This window comes from Paenibacillus sp. SORGH_AS_0306 (genome assembly GCF_030819345.1).
In the GTDB taxonomy this organism is placed as follows: domain Bacteria; phylum Bacillota; class Bacilli; order Paenibacillales; family Paenibacillaceae; genus Saccharibacillus; species Saccharibacillus kyungheensis.
Genome location: NZ_JAUTBP010000001.1, coordinates 2,549,605 through 2,566,819, shown reverse-complemented (window position 1 = coordinate 2,566,819; position 17,215 = coordinate 2,549,605). Strand labels below are relative to the sequence as shown.

Here is a 17,215-nt window from a genome sequence, read left to right as displayed (position 1 = left end):
TCTGCGGTGAGAACCGTTGATGTCCAACTTGGCGAACGTTCCTATCCAATTTATATTGGAGAAGATTTGTTGCAACAGGCAGGAACTTATTTAGACAATCATCACATTTCTAAGCAAAGCCCGGTATTGATCGTTACCGATGAACATGTGGCTGATCCTTATCTGAATATTGTGGAGCAGTCATTGACTGCTTCTGGATTTACAGTCGTGACTGCGATTGTAGGTGCAGGAGAACAGTCCAAATCGATGTCTGTATTTGAAGAAGTCATGACCAAAGCGATTCAAGGTGGTCTGGATCGCAAATCAACTGTCATCGCTTTGGGTGGCGGTGTAGTAGGTGATCTGGCTGGGTTTGTTGCTGGTTCCTATATGCGCGGTATCCGGTTTATTCAGATGCCGACTAGCGTACTTGCTCATGATAGTAGTGTAGGTGGAAAAGTAGCGATTAATCATCGTCTGGCTAAAAATATGATCGGTGTTTTCCATCAACCAGAGTTCGTATTATATGATCTGACAACACTTCAAACATTACCCAAACGTGAAATTAATGCTGGACTTGCAGAGATGGTGAAGCATGGTTTAATCTGGGATAAAGAATTTGCTTATTGGTGTCTCGAACATGCTGAAGAGTTGAAATCTGTAGACATGACAGCGATGGGTTATGGACTGGAAAAAGGATGTTCGATCAAAGCAATCGTCGTTTCACGTGATGAACGCGAAAATGATCTACGAGCAATTCTTAATCTAGGACACACTATAGGACATGCTATTGAAGCGGTAGCAGGATATGGTGAGATTATTCATGGAGAAGCGATCTCTATTGGTATGGTCGGTTCTGCGCTGATCGGGGAACAATTAGGTGGAGAACCCGGTCTGGTGGATACGACACGTCGGATGTTAACAGCACTTGGACTGCCTACTGTATTGCCTGAGCGTCTGGATACTGATCGGATTATGGAAGCGATGATGCATGATAAAAAGTTTCAAGAAGGATCAATGACATTTATCGTTCCCAAATCGATTGGTGTTGTAGAGATCAATCACAATGTTGATTATGATCTGGTACGCCGTGTAGTCGAGCAATTAAAGGAAGAGGTGTAAACGATGTACAATCGAGGAATTCGTGGGGCTACTACAGTAATCAATAATGACAAACAGGAAATATTGGATGAAACCGTAGTATTGCTGAAGGAGATTGTAGGCCGTAATCAATTTGAACCTGAAGATATCAGCTGTATCTGGATTACGATGACACCTGATCTGGATGCTATTTTTCCAGCATTAGCGATTCGTGAAATGGAAGGTTGGAATATGGTTCCTTTAATGTGTGCGGTGGAAGCAGCAGTACAGAACAGCTTACCTAAATGTATCCGACTGATGATTCAAGTAAATACGACAAAATCACAACAAGAAATCAAACATGTCTATTTAAACGAAGCCAAGCGATTACGTCCAGATTTAGTCATTTCAGAATAGGGATATGATGTAAGGGTTGCGTTAGACGTTTCTTTTGCTGTATAGTAGTCGTTAAGATAAATAGTAAGAGCCGTGTAATGAGCTGAGATGCAAGTAGAGGTAGAGAAGAGTATAGATGAGAATGAAACGTAAGCCTTGTCGGCGGGCAGAGCGGATTGATCCATAAGTGTGAAGACACTGTATGTTATTCAATTCGGATCGTGTGCCAGCAGGAAGACAATAGCGAAGACGTTTCAAGCAGTATAACGTGGTACAGCTAGAAATAGACAATAGAAGTATCTGTATAGCACAATCGTAAGTATCACCTAAAATGATGATTATCAGAATTATGGATATAACGAGAGGTACAAGAGTGTATCACTGTTATCATAAATGGGTAATCATATCAAAGTGGTGCTAACTAGATAGCTGACAGATGATGAATATTAGTATGCAGATGTATAATATCTGTTTACTTATTTCTTTGTACTATTTGTAGTGGGAATACTTCGATTCTGCCGGAATCCCAAGTAATCGATTCTGACATTTGTACATTTTGTACGTCTATTGCAGCCTTCATGCGTCGACACGCGTGAAGGCTTTTTTAGTACCCAAAATACAAATCTGAGGAGCGAATACTATGATTCAGCCCAATATTGAACAAGTGATTGCAACATCGAAAGAATATAATTTGATTCCTATTGTCAAACGTTTGCTAGGCGATATGGAGACCCCGATTCGGATTTTTCAACGTTATGCTGATCATAAACGTGCCTTTCTACTGGAAAGTGTAGAAGGCGGTAGTAAATGGGCGCGATATTCGTTTATCGGTAGTGATCCATTTCTTCTGATCTCTGGCAAAAAGGGCAGAATCAAACTTGAAATCAACGGTCAGGAAGCCGAATTAGCAGGCAAGCCTATTGAACAACTCAAAACATTATTGCAACGTTACCGTAGCCCCAAAGTAGATGGATTGCCTCCATTTACAGGCGGAGCGATAGGATTTTTCGGCTATGATCTACAACAGTATTATGAAAAATTACCTGCTCATCGGATAGATGATATGCAGATGGATGATATTCAATTTATGTTCTGTGATCAGATTGTAGTATTTGACCATGTAAAACAACATATTTTGTTAGTTGGTAATGTGCATGTACCGGATAACGCTACAGAACAACAAATTCGTGAAGCTTATATCAAAGCGAGTCGTAAGCTAGAAGCGACAGAAGATTTATTAAAAACCCAACCTTCTATTAGCACGATGGGACGTAGCCCGGTATCAGAAGATGTAGAGATGGGCGAAATTCAATCCAATATGACCAAAGAAGAATATTTGGATGGTGTAGATCGGGCAAAAGAATATATTCGTGCTGGGGATATTTTTCAAGTGGTTTTATCTCAACGTTTTCATATTGAGACAGAAGTATCGCCGCTTGAAGTATATCGTGTATTACGCACAATGAATCCATCGCCGTATATGTATTATTTGAAAATGGATGATGAGATCATTGTAGGTACATCGCCAGAAGCACTTGTAAAAGTAGCCGGCGATCGCTTAGAGACACGTCCTATCGCTGGAACGCGCCCTCGTGGTCAGACAGAAGCCGAAGACCAAGCATTAGCTGAAGAATTGCTTCAAGACGAGAAAGAGCGTGCAGAACATCTAATGTTAGTCGATCTCGGTCGTAACGATCTAGGACGAGTATCTGAATTCGGAAGTGTCAAAACAGATACATTTATGGAAATCGAACGGTATTCCCATGTGATGCATATTGTATCTGGCGTATCAGGTACATTGCACAAAGATAAAGACTTTTTCGATGCTTTCTTATCCTGTCTGCCTGCCGGAACCGTATCTGGTGCACCGAAATTAAGAGCGATGGAAATTATTGCTGAAATCGAAAATGAAGCACGCGGTGCTTATGCAGGAGCAATCGGTTATCTAGGATTCTCCGGCAATATGGATGCTTGTATTACGATTCGAACGATTATTTTCAAAAACGGTAAAGCTTATGTACAAGCAGGAGCAGGTATCGTCTGGGATTCGGTTCCAGAAAAAGAATACGAAGAAACAGTGAACAAAGCCAAAGGAATGCTCAAATCGATTCGTGTTGCTGAAGCGATGTTTTTACCAAAAGAACAAGAGAACGAGTCTGAAATCAATCAAGATTATATGTACGGATATGATCGTTAAACATCCTTGTAAATAAATAGATAAAGATAAAAGAGGTAAAGGAGAGACAGAGATGGTTGGAAATGAACTGATGCAACAAGCAATTGCTACGATTATTGAAGGCAAGCACTTAACACGCGAACAATCGAGTCAAGTGATGAATGTGATTATGAGCGGTATTGCTACTCCTTCTCAAATCGGAGGCTTACTGACAGCTCTTCGAATCAAAGGAGAAACAGTAGAAGAAATTACCGGCTTAGCCGAAGCGATGCGTACTAATGGAGGTAGTGTTCCTGTATTGTCAGATGGATTGTTAGATACATGCGGAACAGGTGGCTCGGGGATTCATAAATTTAATATTTCAACGGTATCTGCGATTATTGCTTCTTCTATCGGTGTCCGTGTTGCCAAGCATGGTAATCGATCTGCTTCTGGCAAAGCAGGAAGTGCAGATGTATTAGAAGCTCTCGGTGTAAATATTACGCTAAATCCCGATCAAGCGGCTGCATGTTTGGAAGATATCGGTATTTGCTTTATGTTTGCGCAAGTGTTTCATCCATCTATGAAGTATGCTGCTGCTACTCGCCGCGAGTTAGGAGTGCGTACGGTCTTTAATATGTTAGGGCCTTTAACCAATCCAGCCGGAGCTGACCGTCAGTTGATTGGGTTGTACGATATTAGTAAGATTGAGACAGTAGCCCATACACTTCATTTACTAGGATTGAAGCGTGCACTGGTTGTAGCTAGTCTGGATGGACTTGATGAAATTAGTATATCTGCCCCTACAAGAGTAGCAGAGCTAAAAGATGGTCAAGTACACACCTATGAGATTAGTCCGGCAGATTTTGGTCTACCTACACATTCAATAGAACATACATTAGGCGGAGACGCTATGGAAAATGCTGATATTATTCGCAGTGTACTGCGCGGAGAAGAAAGTGCTTATCGTGATGTCGTAGTCGCAAATAGTGCAGCCTGTATCTACCTTTCAGGTCAGGCCGATTCACTTGCGCAAGGAGCCGTTATAGCAGCTCAAGCTATCGATTCAGGAGCTGCTGCTCATAAGTTACAACAATTAATAGACACAACGGAGGGATTAAGTCATGTATCTTGATCGTATTGTAGTAACCAAACAACAGGAAGTTGAACAATTGAAAAAGTCATTTTCGGTAGAACAAGCCAAAGAGCAGATTAAAACTTTACCTGCAACAAAAGGTTTTCGAAAAGCATTAATCCAACATCCGCATCATTCGATGGGATTGATTGCAGAAGTGAAAAAAGCTTCTCCATCAAAAGGATTGATTCGTCCGGACTTTGATCCTGTTGAAATTGCTAAAGCGTATGAAGATGCAGGGGCAGATTGTATCTCTGTATTAACAGATGTCGATTATTTCCAGGGAAATAAAGAATACTTAACCGCTATTCACCATGCAGTACAACTTCCGTTACTGCGTAAAGATTTTATTATTGATGAGGTGCAGATTTATGAAGCACGCTTAATCGGTGCAGATGCTATTTTGTTAATCGCAGCTATTTTGACACCAGAACAATTACAATCGTTTTTTGATCTGGCATTATCTATTGGGCTGGATGTATTGATTGAAGTACATGATCGCGAAGAATTAGCGACCGTATTACAAATTAAAGGAGCCGCTGAACATGGATTAATTGGTGTAAACAATCGCAATCTCAAAACATTTGAGACATCACTTGCGACTACGGTTGAACTGATTAATCTCGTTCCAGCCAATGTTCCTTTAATCAGTGAAAGTGGAATTTCTGGAGTGGATGATATGATTTATTTATCAGGTGCAGGAGCTAAAGGCGTACTGGTTGGAGAGTACTTTATGCGTAAAGACGATATTCGTAACGCTGTAACAACGCTTATGGAACCTACCAAAACTGCCAACTTCAATGATTCTAAAAGCACACATGAATAAAGCTCAACAATCATCCACTCAGCAAAGGAACAGCGAAAAAAAATACGTAAAAATTTGTGGACTTCAAAGCGTTGAAGTGCTAAAATCTATGATACAATTACCGATTGATTACATCGGTTTCGTTTTTGCTACAAGCAAGCGTCAAGTGAATCGTGATCAAGCAGCTATGCTGATCAAAACGTTGCATCAATGGCAAAACGATACGGTTCCTCAAAGTGTCGGTGTGTTTGTAAATCCGACATTGGATGAATTAAAAGATATCGTTGAGGTAGCGCCACTTGATGTAATCCAGCTTCATGGTCAAGAGTCTCCTGAACTGTGCAGACAGATTCAAGAGCAATTGCAGAAGCAGGTATTCAAAGTGATTTCACTGACAAATACAGCACAACAACAATCTGTAGAACAACAACTTTTACCTTACCAAGGCGTTGTCAATGCCTTTTTATTAGATACGTATGATCCTCTATATGGAGGAGGTTCAGGTAAAACGTTTGCCTGGGACCAAATAGAACCTTATCATCAGTGGACATTTACACATGATATTCCATTGCTTGTCGCTGGAGGATTAACACCAGACAATGTATCATCTCTGCTCCATCATCATTCGCTTGAAGGCGTCGATGTATCAAGTGGAGTAGAAACGGACGGAATCAAAGACATCACGAAAATAACAACATTTGTAGAAAGGGTGAAGGCATAATGACTACATTACCAGATGCAAAAGGACGTTTCGGCGATTTTGGAGGAAGATATGTGCCTGAGACTCTGATGAATGCACTTATTGAATTGGAACAATCTTATTATCAATATGCAGAAGATGAAGAATTTCAGACAGAACTTAAATATTTGCTTAAAGAATATTCTGGAAGAGAAACACCATTATATTATGCACAACGGTTGAGCGAAGAATTGGGCGGCCCTAAAATCTATCTAAAACGTGAAGATTTGAACCATACAGGGGCTCATAAAATCAATAATGCACTTGCTCAAGGGTTACTCGCCAAGCGCACAGGGAAAAAGAAAGTGATTGCTGAAACGGGTGCAGGTCAACATGGTGTAGCTACAGCTACGGTAGCGGCATTGTTCGGGCTTGAATGTAAAGTATTTATGGGCGAAGAAGATATTCGTCGTCAGCAGTTAAATGTATTTCGAATGAAATTGCTAGGAGCAGAAGTGGTTCCTGTTACCTCGGGCACAATGACCCTTAAAGATGCAGGAAATGAAGCATTACGCTACTGGGTAAGTAATGTAGAAGATACATTTTATATTCTAGGTTCAGCAGTAGGGCCTCATCCATATCCAATGATGGTACGTAATTTCCAACGCATTATTGGAGACGAGACACGCCGCCAAATTTTAGACATCGAAAATCGTTTACCAGATACAGTTGTTGCTTGTATTGGAGGCGGTAGCAACGCAATCGGTATGTTTTACCCGTTTATAGAAGATACAGACGTTAACCTGATCGGTGTCGAAGCCGCTGGACGAGGTATTGATACACCTCTACATGCAGCAACGATGAGTCTGGGAACGAAAGGTGTTTTTCAAGGATCGATGAGTTATCTATTGCAAGATGAATACGGACAGGTTCAACCTGCACATTCGATCTCAGCCGGTCTTGATTATCCGGGAGTAGGCCCTGAACACTCTTATCTAAAAGACATTAAGCGTGTACAGTATGTGCCTGTAACCGATGCAGAAGCTTTGGATGCTTTGAAATTGCTTTGCCGTACCGAAGGTATTATTCCTGCTTTGGAATCTTCTCATGCGATTGCACATGTGGTCAAAATCGCTAAAGATATGAGCAGTGATCAACTTCTAGTGATCTGCCTTTCCGGTCGTGGCGACAAAGATGTAGAGTCCATTATGCAGTATGAGGAGGGCGTACAATGAGCATGACCGATCAAAGTCAGAATCGTATGGACGCTACGTTTGCCCGCCTGAAAGAAGAAGGCAAAACAGCCTTAATTCCTTTTCTTACAGTAGGTGATCCTGATCCACAGACTACTATTGATATTATTGTAGAAATGGAAGCGGCTGGAGCCGATATTTTGGAGTTAGGTGTACCTTATTCCGATCCACTAGCAGATGGGCCTGTAATTCAGCGTGCTTCTCAGCGTGCGCTTACTCATCAGGTGACGATTCATACTTGTCTAGAAGTAGCAGATGGAGCACGTCAGCGTGGAGTAGAAATGCCATTTATTTTGTTTACGTATTATAATCCGATATTGCAATTTGGATTGGATACTTTTTTTGAAACGATGCAAGCTCATGGAATCAGCGGGATGATTATTCCTGATCTACCTGTTGAAGAGTCTGGTGAAATGAGAGAACGTGCCAAAGCAGTAGGTGTGAGCTTGATTCCTCTTGTAGCTCCTACATCCAATGACCGAATCGCAGCGATTCTAGATGGCGCTCAAGGATTCGTATATTGCGTATCTTCACTTGGAGTAACTGGAGAACGAGCTTCGTTTCATAATAATGTAGAGCAATTTATCCGCGATGTAAAAAGCAATACCGATCTTCCTGTAGCCGTTGGATTTGGGATTTCGAGTAGCGAACAAGTAAGAGAATTTTCTAAATTCTGTGATGGCGTGGTAGTAGGTAGTGCGATTGTACGTCAGATCGAATCGCAAATTCCTCTTTTAACCAATCCTGAACGCAAAATCGAAGGATTATTGCAAATTCGCAAATTTGTGGCAGAATTAAAAGAATAAAAAATTACTATATTAATAAAGATGGAGCCCTATCATAGCGGCTCCAACTTTTACATGAAGGAGTTAAAAAGAATGAAGCCTAAATCTCGTATTGTTAACATTCCTGTATACCAACCAGGTAAACCTTTAGAAGAAGTTAAACGTGAGCTCGGTCTAAGTGAAGTAATCAAATTAGCATCTAACGAAAATCCTTACGGTTCTGCTCCATCAGTACAAGAAGCGATTGCTAAAGAATTAACTCAGCTACATATTTATCCTGATGGTGGAGCTGTAGAATTAACAGCACAGCTAGGCGCACATTTGGGTGTTGAACCGAATCAGATTATTTTTGGTTGTGGATCAGATGAAATTATTGCTTTGATTACACGTGCTTTTTTAGAGCCGGGTGATGAGACTATTATGGCAGATCAGACGTTTTCGGTATATAAAAGCAATGCCGATATCGAAGGCGCACTTGTCCATGAAGTGCCTTTAAAAGACGGTGTACACGATCTGGAAGGTATGATGGCGCAAGTCAATGGACGTACTAAAATTATCTGGGTGTGTAATCCCAATAATCCAACAGGTACAATTGTATCGCATGAAGAATTAATCGGCTTTTTGGAACAGGTTCCGAGTAGTGTAATGGTTGTTCTGGATGAAGCTTACTATGAATATGTAACAGATGCGGCTTACCCGCAAAGTCTTAAACTACTAGAAAAATATACAAATGTCGTCATTTTGCGTACATTCTCCAAAATTTATGGTCTAGCTGCGCTTCGTATTGGTTATGGTGTAGGTCATGCTGATGTGATCAAATTGATCAACCAAGTACGTGAACCGTTCAATACGTCTCGAATTGGTCAAGCTGCGGCACGTCAAGCATTAGCAGATCAACATTTTGTTCAAGAATGTCATGATAAAAACAAAGAAGGCATTCAATATTTAACAGCAGAATTTGATCGTCTGGGACTTCATTACTTCCCGTCACAGACTAACTTCATTATGGTAGATGTGAAGCATCAAGCATTAGAAATATTCCAATCGATGCTACGTCGCGGCGTTATTGTACGTGCAGGGCATCAGAAATACCCAACGTACATTCGTGTTACTGTCGGAACAGCACGTGAAAATGAAATCTTTATTCGTGCATTAGAAGAATCTATGCAAGAACAATCAACAACAGTGTAACTTCGTAAGTGCAAGTATAACAATATCAGGATCTATGCCCGCTTTTGTAACGATAAGCAGACATAGTCCTGATATTGATCATACTTGATATCAGATAAAGAATGAGTGGGATATGTGATGACAACTAAAATTGCAATTTTCGGTGTAGGGCTGATTGGTGGCTCGCTTGCACTATGTTTTAAAGGCAAGCCTGATCTATATGTAACGGGCTACACGCACCTCCCGGAATTAATACATACGTATCAAGAACGGGAAGTTGTTGACCATGCTACACTTTCGATCGAAGAGGCGGCACTGGATGCCGACTTTATTTTTTTATGTGTGCCTGTGAGTCTGATCGGTACTTATTTGGATAAATTAAGCCATTTGCCTCTAAAACAGGGTTGCATTATTACAGACGTAGGTAGTACCAAAGCATCTGTTATTGCTCATGCTGCACAATTGAATCTAGATTCCGTTTATTTTATAGGTGGTCATCCTATGGCGGGTTCAGAACGAGCAGGAGTAGGAGCGGCTTCAGCGCTTTTATTTGAAAATGCATATTATGTACTGACTCCTCCTGAAAACGTACCACAGGACGTTGTAGACCGATTAGGGAATCTGATAGAGCAGACAACAAGAGCACAGATTGTAAAAGTAGAACCTGTAATGCATGATGAGATTGTGGGAGCCATTAGTCATTTACCGCATGTGATTGCTGTAGCACTGGTCAATCAGATTCGTCAGTACAATCAAGAAAATCCATTGTATCGTATGTTAGCCGCAGGTGGATTTCGTGATATCACACGTATCGCTTCAAGTGATCCGATCGTCTGGCGCGATATTTTGCTCAATAATCGGCAGATCATCTTGTCTTTGCTAGAAGATTGGAATAGTGGGGTAGCTGAATTTATCGAGCTATTACGTCAACAAGATTCTCGTGGCATTGAAGAACAATTTGAAAAAGCCGGTGCTTTTCGTGATCAATTGCCTGAACGCCGGAAAGGAATGATTGCTTCGTTATATGATCTCTATTTGGAAGTTCCCGATCATCCAGGGATTATAGGCAAAATCACGACGGAAATCGGTAATCAAGGTATCAATATTAGCAATGTTCAGATCGTAGAGAGCCGAGAAGATGTACCGGGTGTCATGCGGTTATCATTTAGACAAGAACACGATATGGAAAAAGCGAAAATTATGCTTCAAGATCAACAATACAGTGTGTTTGTATAGGTAGTAAGAGCAAGCATTTGTTCAGCGAATAATCGAAACATCAAAAGTAAAACATTAAGGAAACCAGTCTACATCTTACAGTAAACTGGCTTCCAAATATGGATTTTTAAATTATTTTTAGGAAATTATGAAAATATTAGCTAAGAGTGTTGACAGAATGAAAGCGTATACAGTATACTGAAAGTACAGTATGGTTTCTCTCCACTCCTATCCAATACTAGATCCCCCTTCTTAGGTGGGAACAAACCGCTAACTTATGTTAGCGGTTTCTTTTTGTCTTTTGATATCGTAAGACTGTAGTAAAATGGATATTTAATACTTTGTTATACCCCAAATACATACACTATAAGAAAAATCTTTGAACAAGATTGTATATAGACGATAAGATTGAATATAATAGTCAGGGAGTGTCTGATGTAGAATGATCTAATCTATCTTACAATTCCTATGGACTACAGTTATCAGATTATATATGAATATTTATCGTAAAAGGAGGCAAAGATGAGAGCAGTCACGATCAGACAACCTTGGGCAACATTGATTGCTATCGGAGAAAAAAGATTTGAAACTCGCAGTTGGGCAACCAAACATCGCGGAGAAATAGCGATTCATGCTGGCAAAGCCATAGATAAAAAAGCTTGTGAAGATCCAGCTATAAAAATCATATTGACCAAGCATGGATATATGACGCCAGGTGATCTTCCGACAGGGGCTATTATTGCCACAGGAATGTTAATCGATTGCTGGCAGTCTTTTACACAGGAAGATCAGGTAATTCTAGAATCGGCAGGAAGAATGCGATCAATTACAGATTTTGAAGAACAGGTAGGGGATTATACGGAAGGCCGGTACGTGTGGGAATTGGATCAAATGAAAAGATTGCAAAATCCTGTACCTGCTAAAGGATATTTGAGTCTTTGGCATTGGGATCAAAATACAGATGACAACTAATCCTTGCTAAATAACTTCATAAAATATCTATCTCCAACCGATAATGATTTATAGTCAAAAGGAGACCTACATAAAGAAGCATAGATACAGCAAAATTAAGGGAATGTATCACCTTTATAACTTCCTCTTTTCCCATCTTGCAATCGAGCTTCAAAAATAATAATGAATTTTTAAATTTTTTTTCTAAAATCAGCAACCTTTTTTGTTTGTACTCCGTCTGATAATTAGATAGGATACAAAAGGACATTTTTCTGAGACTTATTTTATTAAATAAAGCTCTCTCAATCGTACCAACTAACGATAATTCATCGCTTATTATATTGCAGTTTAGTTACATTCGTAGTTTTATCATTTCAAATCCATTTTAAACTAGAGAAGTTGTTGTAAAGTTGTGGGAAATTCGTTTTCTACCGCAACTTTTGCCGTCCGTTTCGGTATTACTTAATATACAAGGAACGGAAAGATGCGGCGGCAGCAACGAGGAGGGTCGCATTAGAATGACAGATGATTCCCTGTTGATTCAGGAAATTAAAAACGGTGACGTGGAGTTATATTCAGAGCTGATGCGTCGTTATCAGCGCAAAATTTTAGCATTTGTATATCATATGCTTAAAAACTCCAATCTCGAGATGATGGCAGAAGATTTATGTTCAGAGACGTTCTACAAGGCTTACAAAAGCCTTCATTCCTTCCGGGAAGTAGATGCTTCGTTCTCGACATGGTTATATACAATTGCACGCAATACCGTACTTAGTGAACTGCGCAAACAAAAAAATGGCAGTGTACCACTCGAAGAAAGTGGTTTTGTTCCTTTAGCACCGAACAGCATGGTGCCAGAACAAGCTGCATTGCGTAACGAACGTGTACAGATGGTACGTGAAGCAATTGATCTTTTACCTGAAAAGCAAAGATCTGCATTGATCCTCCGCGAATATGACCAGATGGATTATCAGGAAATCGCTGAAATTCTTTCTCAGAGTGTAAGCTCCGTCAAGTCTCTTTTGTTCCGGGCAAGAGCGAGTGTAAAAGTTCGGTTAGAACCGTACTTCTATGATTCGGTCTATGATGAGCCTATTGAAGGGATGAAAAGAAAATGAATTGCAGAGAGGCCGAAGAGTTATTCGGGATATATCATGATCTTCCGAAAAATGATTCGCGCCGCCAGGCACTTGACCGTCATATAGAACAGTGTCCGGCTTGTGCGGCGGAATTTCAAATATGGCAGGAAAGTTATGATTTAATTCAGGCTCAGGTGGAAGAAGACAAAGCTTCTGAGCTGATAATGACTGCTGAGGCAGAAAAAATAAACCTTACAGTTATGGATCGTATTTACGCTGAATCTCCATGGGTGTTACAGACTGATCGTAAGCATGGACCTATATTGCGTTTGTTCCGCCGTCGTTTATCGGCCTGGATTCTCTGCTTGTTTGCTATATTTGTATGTAGTTCATTATATCTAACACTTGATTTCTCAGGAACATTCGATCGGGATGCAGCACAAGAACGTGTATCAGGGATTGTACCTACAGCGATTGCTACAAGCGATAATGCAACAGTAGCGAATTCTTCGTTACATTTTGTAGGCTCTGAGCGCGGTCTAATCGATCCTTTGGTCATTCCTATGAGTCCAAGTCATCCTCAATACTGGATGATTTTATCAGTAGTAGGTATGATGCTAGCATTACTTTCATTACGATGGCTTGCCAAAGCACGTCATTCATAAGTGATAGGTATCAGAGCAGTTCACAATCGTATCCATGAACGGAACATGGAGATTGTGAACTGCTTTTTTGTTTGGAATAGGTGCAAACTGTGGTAGTATAGATTATTCATTTGTATCACTTTTATATTCAATATCAATAGAAAGTAGGATATTTATCGATGCGTATAGGATTAATCAGACATGGACTAACCGATTGGAATGCTTTGGGACGTATTCAAGGACATAGCGATATTCCATTAAATGATGAAGGCAGAAGTCAAGCGAGACGATTAGCAGAACGTCTGGCTACAGAAAGTGAAGCTATATCATGGGATTTTATAGTGGCTAGTGAATTATCCCGCGCACAAGAGACCGCTCAAATAATAGCAGATCGGTTACATATTCCACTTTTGGAACCAGATCAACGTTTAAAAGAACGTGCTTTTGGACAAGTTGAAGGATTAACATGGCAAGAACGCGAAGAAAAGTGGGGCGCAGATTGGGAGACATTAGAACTAGGTCAAGAAAAAATAGAAGATATTCAAGCGCGTGGTATGGAATTTTTGAATCAGACGATAGAGCAATATCCTGAGCAAAATATTCTAGTGGTTAGTCATGGCGGATTTCTGTCTCAACTGTTTACTCTCCTGTTAAAAGAGGCTCATACCGAGCGAATTGGTAATCTGTCGTTGACGATTTTGGAGCGTACCGAACAGGAATGGACTACGATTTTGTACAACAATATCCAGCATTTAGAATAACCCTTCTTTTGACGGGTTATTTTTTATTTTATTTTTTTGTATAATAAGTGATGCGCTTACAAATAAATTGGTTAAATGCCATTAAGGGGTTAATCACATGTTATTGCCTTATCATAATCAACTACCGAATATCGATCCCAGTGTTTTTGTTGCAGAAGGTGCCAAATTAATTGGTAATGTGACTGCTGGCAAAGATAGCAGTATCTGGTTCAATGCTGTACTGCGTGGCGATCTAGCTCCAGTCATCATTGGGGAACGCTGCAATATTCAAGATTTAGTTGTAGGACATGTACATGAGAAACATCCGTTATGGATCGAAGATGATGTCTCTGTCGGACACTCCGCTATCGTACATGGTTGCCGAATAGGTAAAGGTTCTCTTATTGGAATGGGAGCTATTATTCTGAACGGCGCTGATATTGGAGAGTATGCATTGATTGGTGCAGGTTCACTTGTCACTGAGAACACAATAATACCACCTTATACTCTTTCTTTAGGTTCACCGGCACGCGTTATACGAGAGCTAACCGAACAAGATTTAGAGCGGATGGCACGTACAACACAGAGTTATGTGGACAAAGGAGTAGAGTTCAGGAATCCATGAAATAGCATTATGGAGGTGCGCCCTATGTACAAGATGAAAGTAACCTATGAAGTTATGCTGGGACTAGCGGCTGAAATGGTATGGGATCAAGTACTACGTGAGCATCGTATGAATGAATTACACCTATTGATTGATCAAGCACTTGCAGAAAGAGACGAAGATGCTTTTCAACGTTTAACGAATGAATTACGTACGCTAGCTTCTGCGGTTGTAGTGTTAGAGCCTGTCGTCGAAATCGTTGAACGCAAATCATTATCGTTTTAATGCCAAAAGTGTATGATACTCAATATCTGTTTGTAAGCGTAACAAGCAGAATCATCAGAAGTCGTATGGATGCCGTTGTCGGACGTTTAGGAAGAAACGGAATTTGATTATAAAAGGCAATGTATACTAGCCGGCGGAGTCTGCCTATATCAGGCAGGCTTTTTTGTGCGTATTCATAAATGATAAAAATTTCATAGCACTTGCGTGTAATTAGACATCCTATTAAAATGATATAGATTCGTGGCTAACCAAGAATACAGCAGAGTGGTAATAGATAAAGGGGAATGTTTATGTCGATTTCATTATTGTGGAGTAAAGCGCTGTTAACCGATCGTAGAGTGTTATGGTTACTGCTTATCTGTAATGCGATAGGAACAGTGTATGGATACATATGGTATGGATTACAGTTGGAATACACATTAGAGATCAAGCCAACTTGGATGATTATCTTTGTACCTGATAGTCCAACTGCAAGTTTATTTTTTACAGTAGCATTAGCTTTTATTTTATATTCACCCAAGCAACAATGGCTGATTGTTATTCGTAAATTATTTGAAGCACTGGCTGTTGTCACTTCTGTTAAATACGGGGTCTGGGCAGTCGTTATGATCTTCTGGGGCGTAGCATTAGGTGATCCATTATACTGGCAAGATTGGATGTTAACTGCTTCTCATTTGACTATGGCAGTAGAATCGCTGTTATTTGTTCGTTTTTTTGTTTTTGGTTGGAAATATCTTGTGATCGCTCTGGCATGGACATTACTCAACGATTATATGGATTATTCACAACATATCTATCCATGGCTGACTCCACTTTTAGTCGAACGTCTAGATCAAGTCCGTAATTTCACAGTGGTGCTAACTTTTGTATCTGCATTAGCTGGAGCATTAGCATTACGACAAGCCCGTAAAATACGGTCGTTTAATTAATAAACTTTTGCATATCTGTAGAAGTCGAAAAAAACTGCAAATGTAAGAACACGTTACAAAGATTCACTAAAAACAGTATATTCAACAAAAGAACCACAAACCTTTTTAAGGATTGTGGTTCTTTTTATCTATGAAAAGAAAAATATAGCACTCCACAACATAGCGTAAGTAAAATCATTGTTCTGGAGAGCGAATCGCTCGCTGTTGTAAACGAATAACGACTGCTAAGCAGTTAAGCAAAGTGTTCGTTTACAACAGCGATGTTGCTAGAGTGGATGATGCAAAAGCGAATATTTCGTTTACTTCAATTGTACCAACTCAGCTGTCTTCACGAAATCCTTCGCCATGCACATCATTGACTTCATTAATAATCATAAAAGCACGTGGATCAACAGAGCGTACAATCATTTGTACACGGCGAATCTCTTGTCTGGATACAACGCAATATGCAATTTCTTTGGCATGTTTAGAATAGGCGCCGATTGCAGGAATTAAAGTTACCCCTCGATCCAGTTCTTTCATAATAATTTCAGCAATTTCACCAGCATGATCGCTAATAATCGTAAATGCTTTTCCAGAATACGCACCATCTTGAATAAAATCTATTAATTTCGAAGCAATATAGACAGTCACTAATGTGTACAATACTAATTCTTTGCTAATAAAAAATAACGACGAGCCTATAATCACAATATCAATCACAAGCATAATCTGTCCCATACTCCAGCCGAATTTCAAATGAAGAATACGTGCAATAATATCCGAACCACCTGTAGTCCCCCCAAAGCGGAAAACAATTCCTAGCCCTGTACCTAACGTTACGCCAGCATACAAAGCAGCTAAAATATAATCATTTTTGGTCTGAAATGTACCAATCCAGCCTATTTTAATCATTCGTTCAAATAACCATAAGAAAAAGGTAAGCGAAGCGATTCCGACGCCAGTATAAATCATTTGACGTTTACCTAGCAATTTGAGCCCAATTAAAAATAAAGGAATATTGAGAATTAATGTAGATAAGGAGGGCGATATACCAAACGCATAATTCAAAAGCACTGTAATTCCTGTAACTCCACCTTCCATCAAGGTGTTGGGAATAATAAAATACAACAAACCAAATGCATACACGCTGGCTCCGAATATGATCGGAATAATCAATCTGAGCTGATTCCAATATTTGTGCTTCGACATCGCCGATACCTCCGTAAAATAAACTAACCTTTAATAGTATACATTTTTTTATGCATAATTGCATAAAAGTTATAAAAATAAGCAACTGAATAAATATTGAAAATATTGATTTGTGTTCAAAATCGCTTTAGGATAACATT

The 17,215-nt window shown here is 39.9% G+C and carries 18 protein-coding genes; 17 read left to right on the top strand and 1 reads right to left on the bottom strand.

The genetic code is table 11. From position 1 onward, the window contains the following. The first annotated feature begins 6 nt into the window (after positions 1 to 6). The 17 genes from aroB to QE450_RS11010 all read left to right on the top strand — a co-directional run bounded on the left by aroB (position 7) and on the right by QE450_RS11010 (position 15,884). The gene (gene aroB, locus QE450_RS11090) at positions 7 to 1,101 is read left to right on the top strand and encodes a 3-dehydroquinate synthase (protein WP_307302675.1); all 1,095 of its coding nucleotides are present in this window, start codon (positions 7 to 9) and stop codon (positions 1,099 to 1,101) included. A 3-nt stretch (positions 1,102 to 1,104) separates the two neighbouring features. Further along, a complete protein-coding gene (gene aroH, locus QE450_RS11085; RefSeq protein ID WP_273612866.1) occupies positions 1,105 to 1,476 on the top strand; it encodes a chorismate mutase in 372 nt (123 codons plus the stop codon). Between the two features lie 619 nt (positions 1,477 to 2,095). Continuing rightward, positions 2,096 to 3,652, top strand: coding sequence for an anthranilate synthase component I (trpE, locus tag QE450_RS11080; protein WP_307299361.1), 1,557 nt, complete (start codon positions 2,096 to 2,098; stop codon positions 3,650 to 3,652). A gap of 52 nt (positions 3,653 to 3,704) precedes the next feature. After that, on the top strand, positions 3,705 to 4,745 hold the full coding sequence (gene trpD / locus QE450_RS11075; RefSeq protein WP_307299359.1) for an anthranilate phosphoribosyltransferase: 1,041 nt from the start codon (positions 3,705 to 3,707) through the stop codon (positions 4,743 to 4,745). Further along, the gene (gene trpC, locus QE450_RS11070; RefSeq protein ID WP_273612863.1) at positions 4,735 to 5,571 is read left to right on the top strand and encodes an indole-3-glycerol phosphate synthase TrpC; all 837 of its coding nucleotides are present in this window, start codon (positions 4,735 to 4,737) and stop codon (positions 5,569 to 5,571) included. The genes trpD and trpC overlap by 11 nt, the downstream gene beginning before the upstream one ends. Then, the gene (locus QE450_RS11065) at positions 5,564 to 6,271 is read left to right on the top strand and encodes a phosphoribosylanthranilate isomerase (RefSeq protein ID WP_307299357.1); all 708 of its coding nucleotides are present in this window, start codon (positions 5,564 to 5,566) and stop codon (positions 6,269 to 6,271) included. Before trpC ends, QE450_RS11065 begins: the two co-directional genes overlap by 8 nt. Then, on the top strand, positions 6,271 to 7,464 hold the full coding sequence (trpB, locus tag QE450_RS11060) for a tryptophan synthase subunit beta (protein WP_273612861.1): 1,194 nt from the start codon (positions 6,271 to 6,273) through the stop codon (positions 7,462 to 7,464). Before QE450_RS11065 ends, trpB begins: the two co-directional genes overlap by 1 nt. Then, positions 7,461 to 8,288, top strand: a complete 828-nt coding sequence (gene trpA, locus QE450_RS11055) for a tryptophan synthase subunit alpha (RefSeq protein ID WP_373461971.1) — start codon at positions 7,461 to 7,463, stop codon at positions 8,286 to 8,288. Before trpB ends, trpA begins: the two co-directional genes overlap by 4 nt. 72 nt (positions 8,289 to 8,360) lie before the next feature. After that, positions 8,361 to 9,458: a histidinol-phosphate transaminase gene (gene hisC / locus QE450_RS11050; protein WP_273612860.1), complete on the top strand. Its 1,098-nt coding sequence runs from the start codon at positions 8,361 to 8,363 to the stop codon at positions 9,456 to 9,458. Positions 9,459 to 9,575: 117 nt separating this feature from the next. Next, on the top strand, positions 9,576 to 10,673 hold the full coding sequence (locus QE450_RS11045; protein ID WP_301262201.1) for a prephenate dehydrogenase: 1,098 nt from the start codon (positions 9,576 to 9,578) through the stop codon (positions 10,671 to 10,673). Positions 10,674 to 11,174: 501 nt separating this feature from the next. Next, entirely contained in the window at positions 11,175 to 11,624 is a 450-nt protein-coding gene (locus tag QE450_RS11040) for an ASCH domain-containing protein (protein ID WP_307299354.1), read from the top strand. Between the two features lie 497 nt (positions 11,625 to 12,121). Then, positions 12,122 to 12,721, top strand: a complete 600-nt coding sequence (locus QE450_RS11035) for an RNA polymerase sigma factor (protein WP_204823529.1) — start codon at positions 12,122 to 12,124, stop codon at positions 12,719 to 12,721. After that, on the top strand, positions 12,718 to 13,347 hold the full coding sequence (locus QE450_RS11030) for an anti-sigma factor family protein (RefSeq protein WP_273612856.1): 630 nt from the start codon (positions 12,718 to 12,720) through the stop codon (positions 13,345 to 13,347). Before QE450_RS11035 ends, QE450_RS11030 begins: the two co-directional genes overlap by 4 nt. 158 nt (positions 13,348 to 13,505) lie before the next feature. Then, the gene (locus QE450_RS11025; protein ID WP_274172422.1) at positions 13,506 to 14,087 is read left to right on the top strand and encodes a histidine phosphatase family protein; all 582 of its coding nucleotides are present in this window, start codon (positions 13,506 to 13,508) and stop codon (positions 14,085 to 14,087) included. Between the two features lie 97 nt (positions 14,088 to 14,184). After that, positions 14,185 to 14,691, top strand: coding sequence for a gamma carbonic anhydrase family protein (locus tag QE450_RS11020; RefSeq protein ID WP_307299351.1), 507 nt, complete (start codon positions 14,185 to 14,187; stop codon positions 14,689 to 14,691). Positions 14,692 to 14,715: 24 nt separating this feature from the next. Next, on the top strand, positions 14,716 to 14,955 hold the full coding sequence (locus tag QE450_RS11015; protein WP_273612853.1) for an IDEAL domain-containing protein: 240 nt from the start codon (positions 14,716 to 14,718) through the stop codon (positions 14,953 to 14,955). 290 nt (positions 14,956 to 15,245) lie between these two features. After that, the gene (locus tag QE450_RS11010) at positions 15,246 to 15,884 is read left to right on the top strand and encodes a DUF1405 domain-containing protein (RefSeq protein ID WP_307299348.1); all 639 of its coding nucleotides are present in this window, start codon (positions 15,246 to 15,248) and stop codon (positions 15,882 to 15,884) included. A gap of 318 nt (positions 15,885 to 16,202) precedes the next feature. Here QE450_RS11010 and QE450_RS11005 read toward each other — a convergent pair whose 3' ends face one another. Beyond that, positions 16,203 to 17,075 carry a YitT family protein gene (locus tag QE450_RS11005; RefSeq protein ID WP_274172425.1) on the bottom strand — a complete coding sequence of 291 codons (873 nt, stop codon included), beginning with the start codon at positions 17,073 to 17,075 and terminating at the stop codon, positions 16,203 to 16,205. Between the last annotated feature and the right edge of the window lie 140 nt (positions 17,076 to 17,215).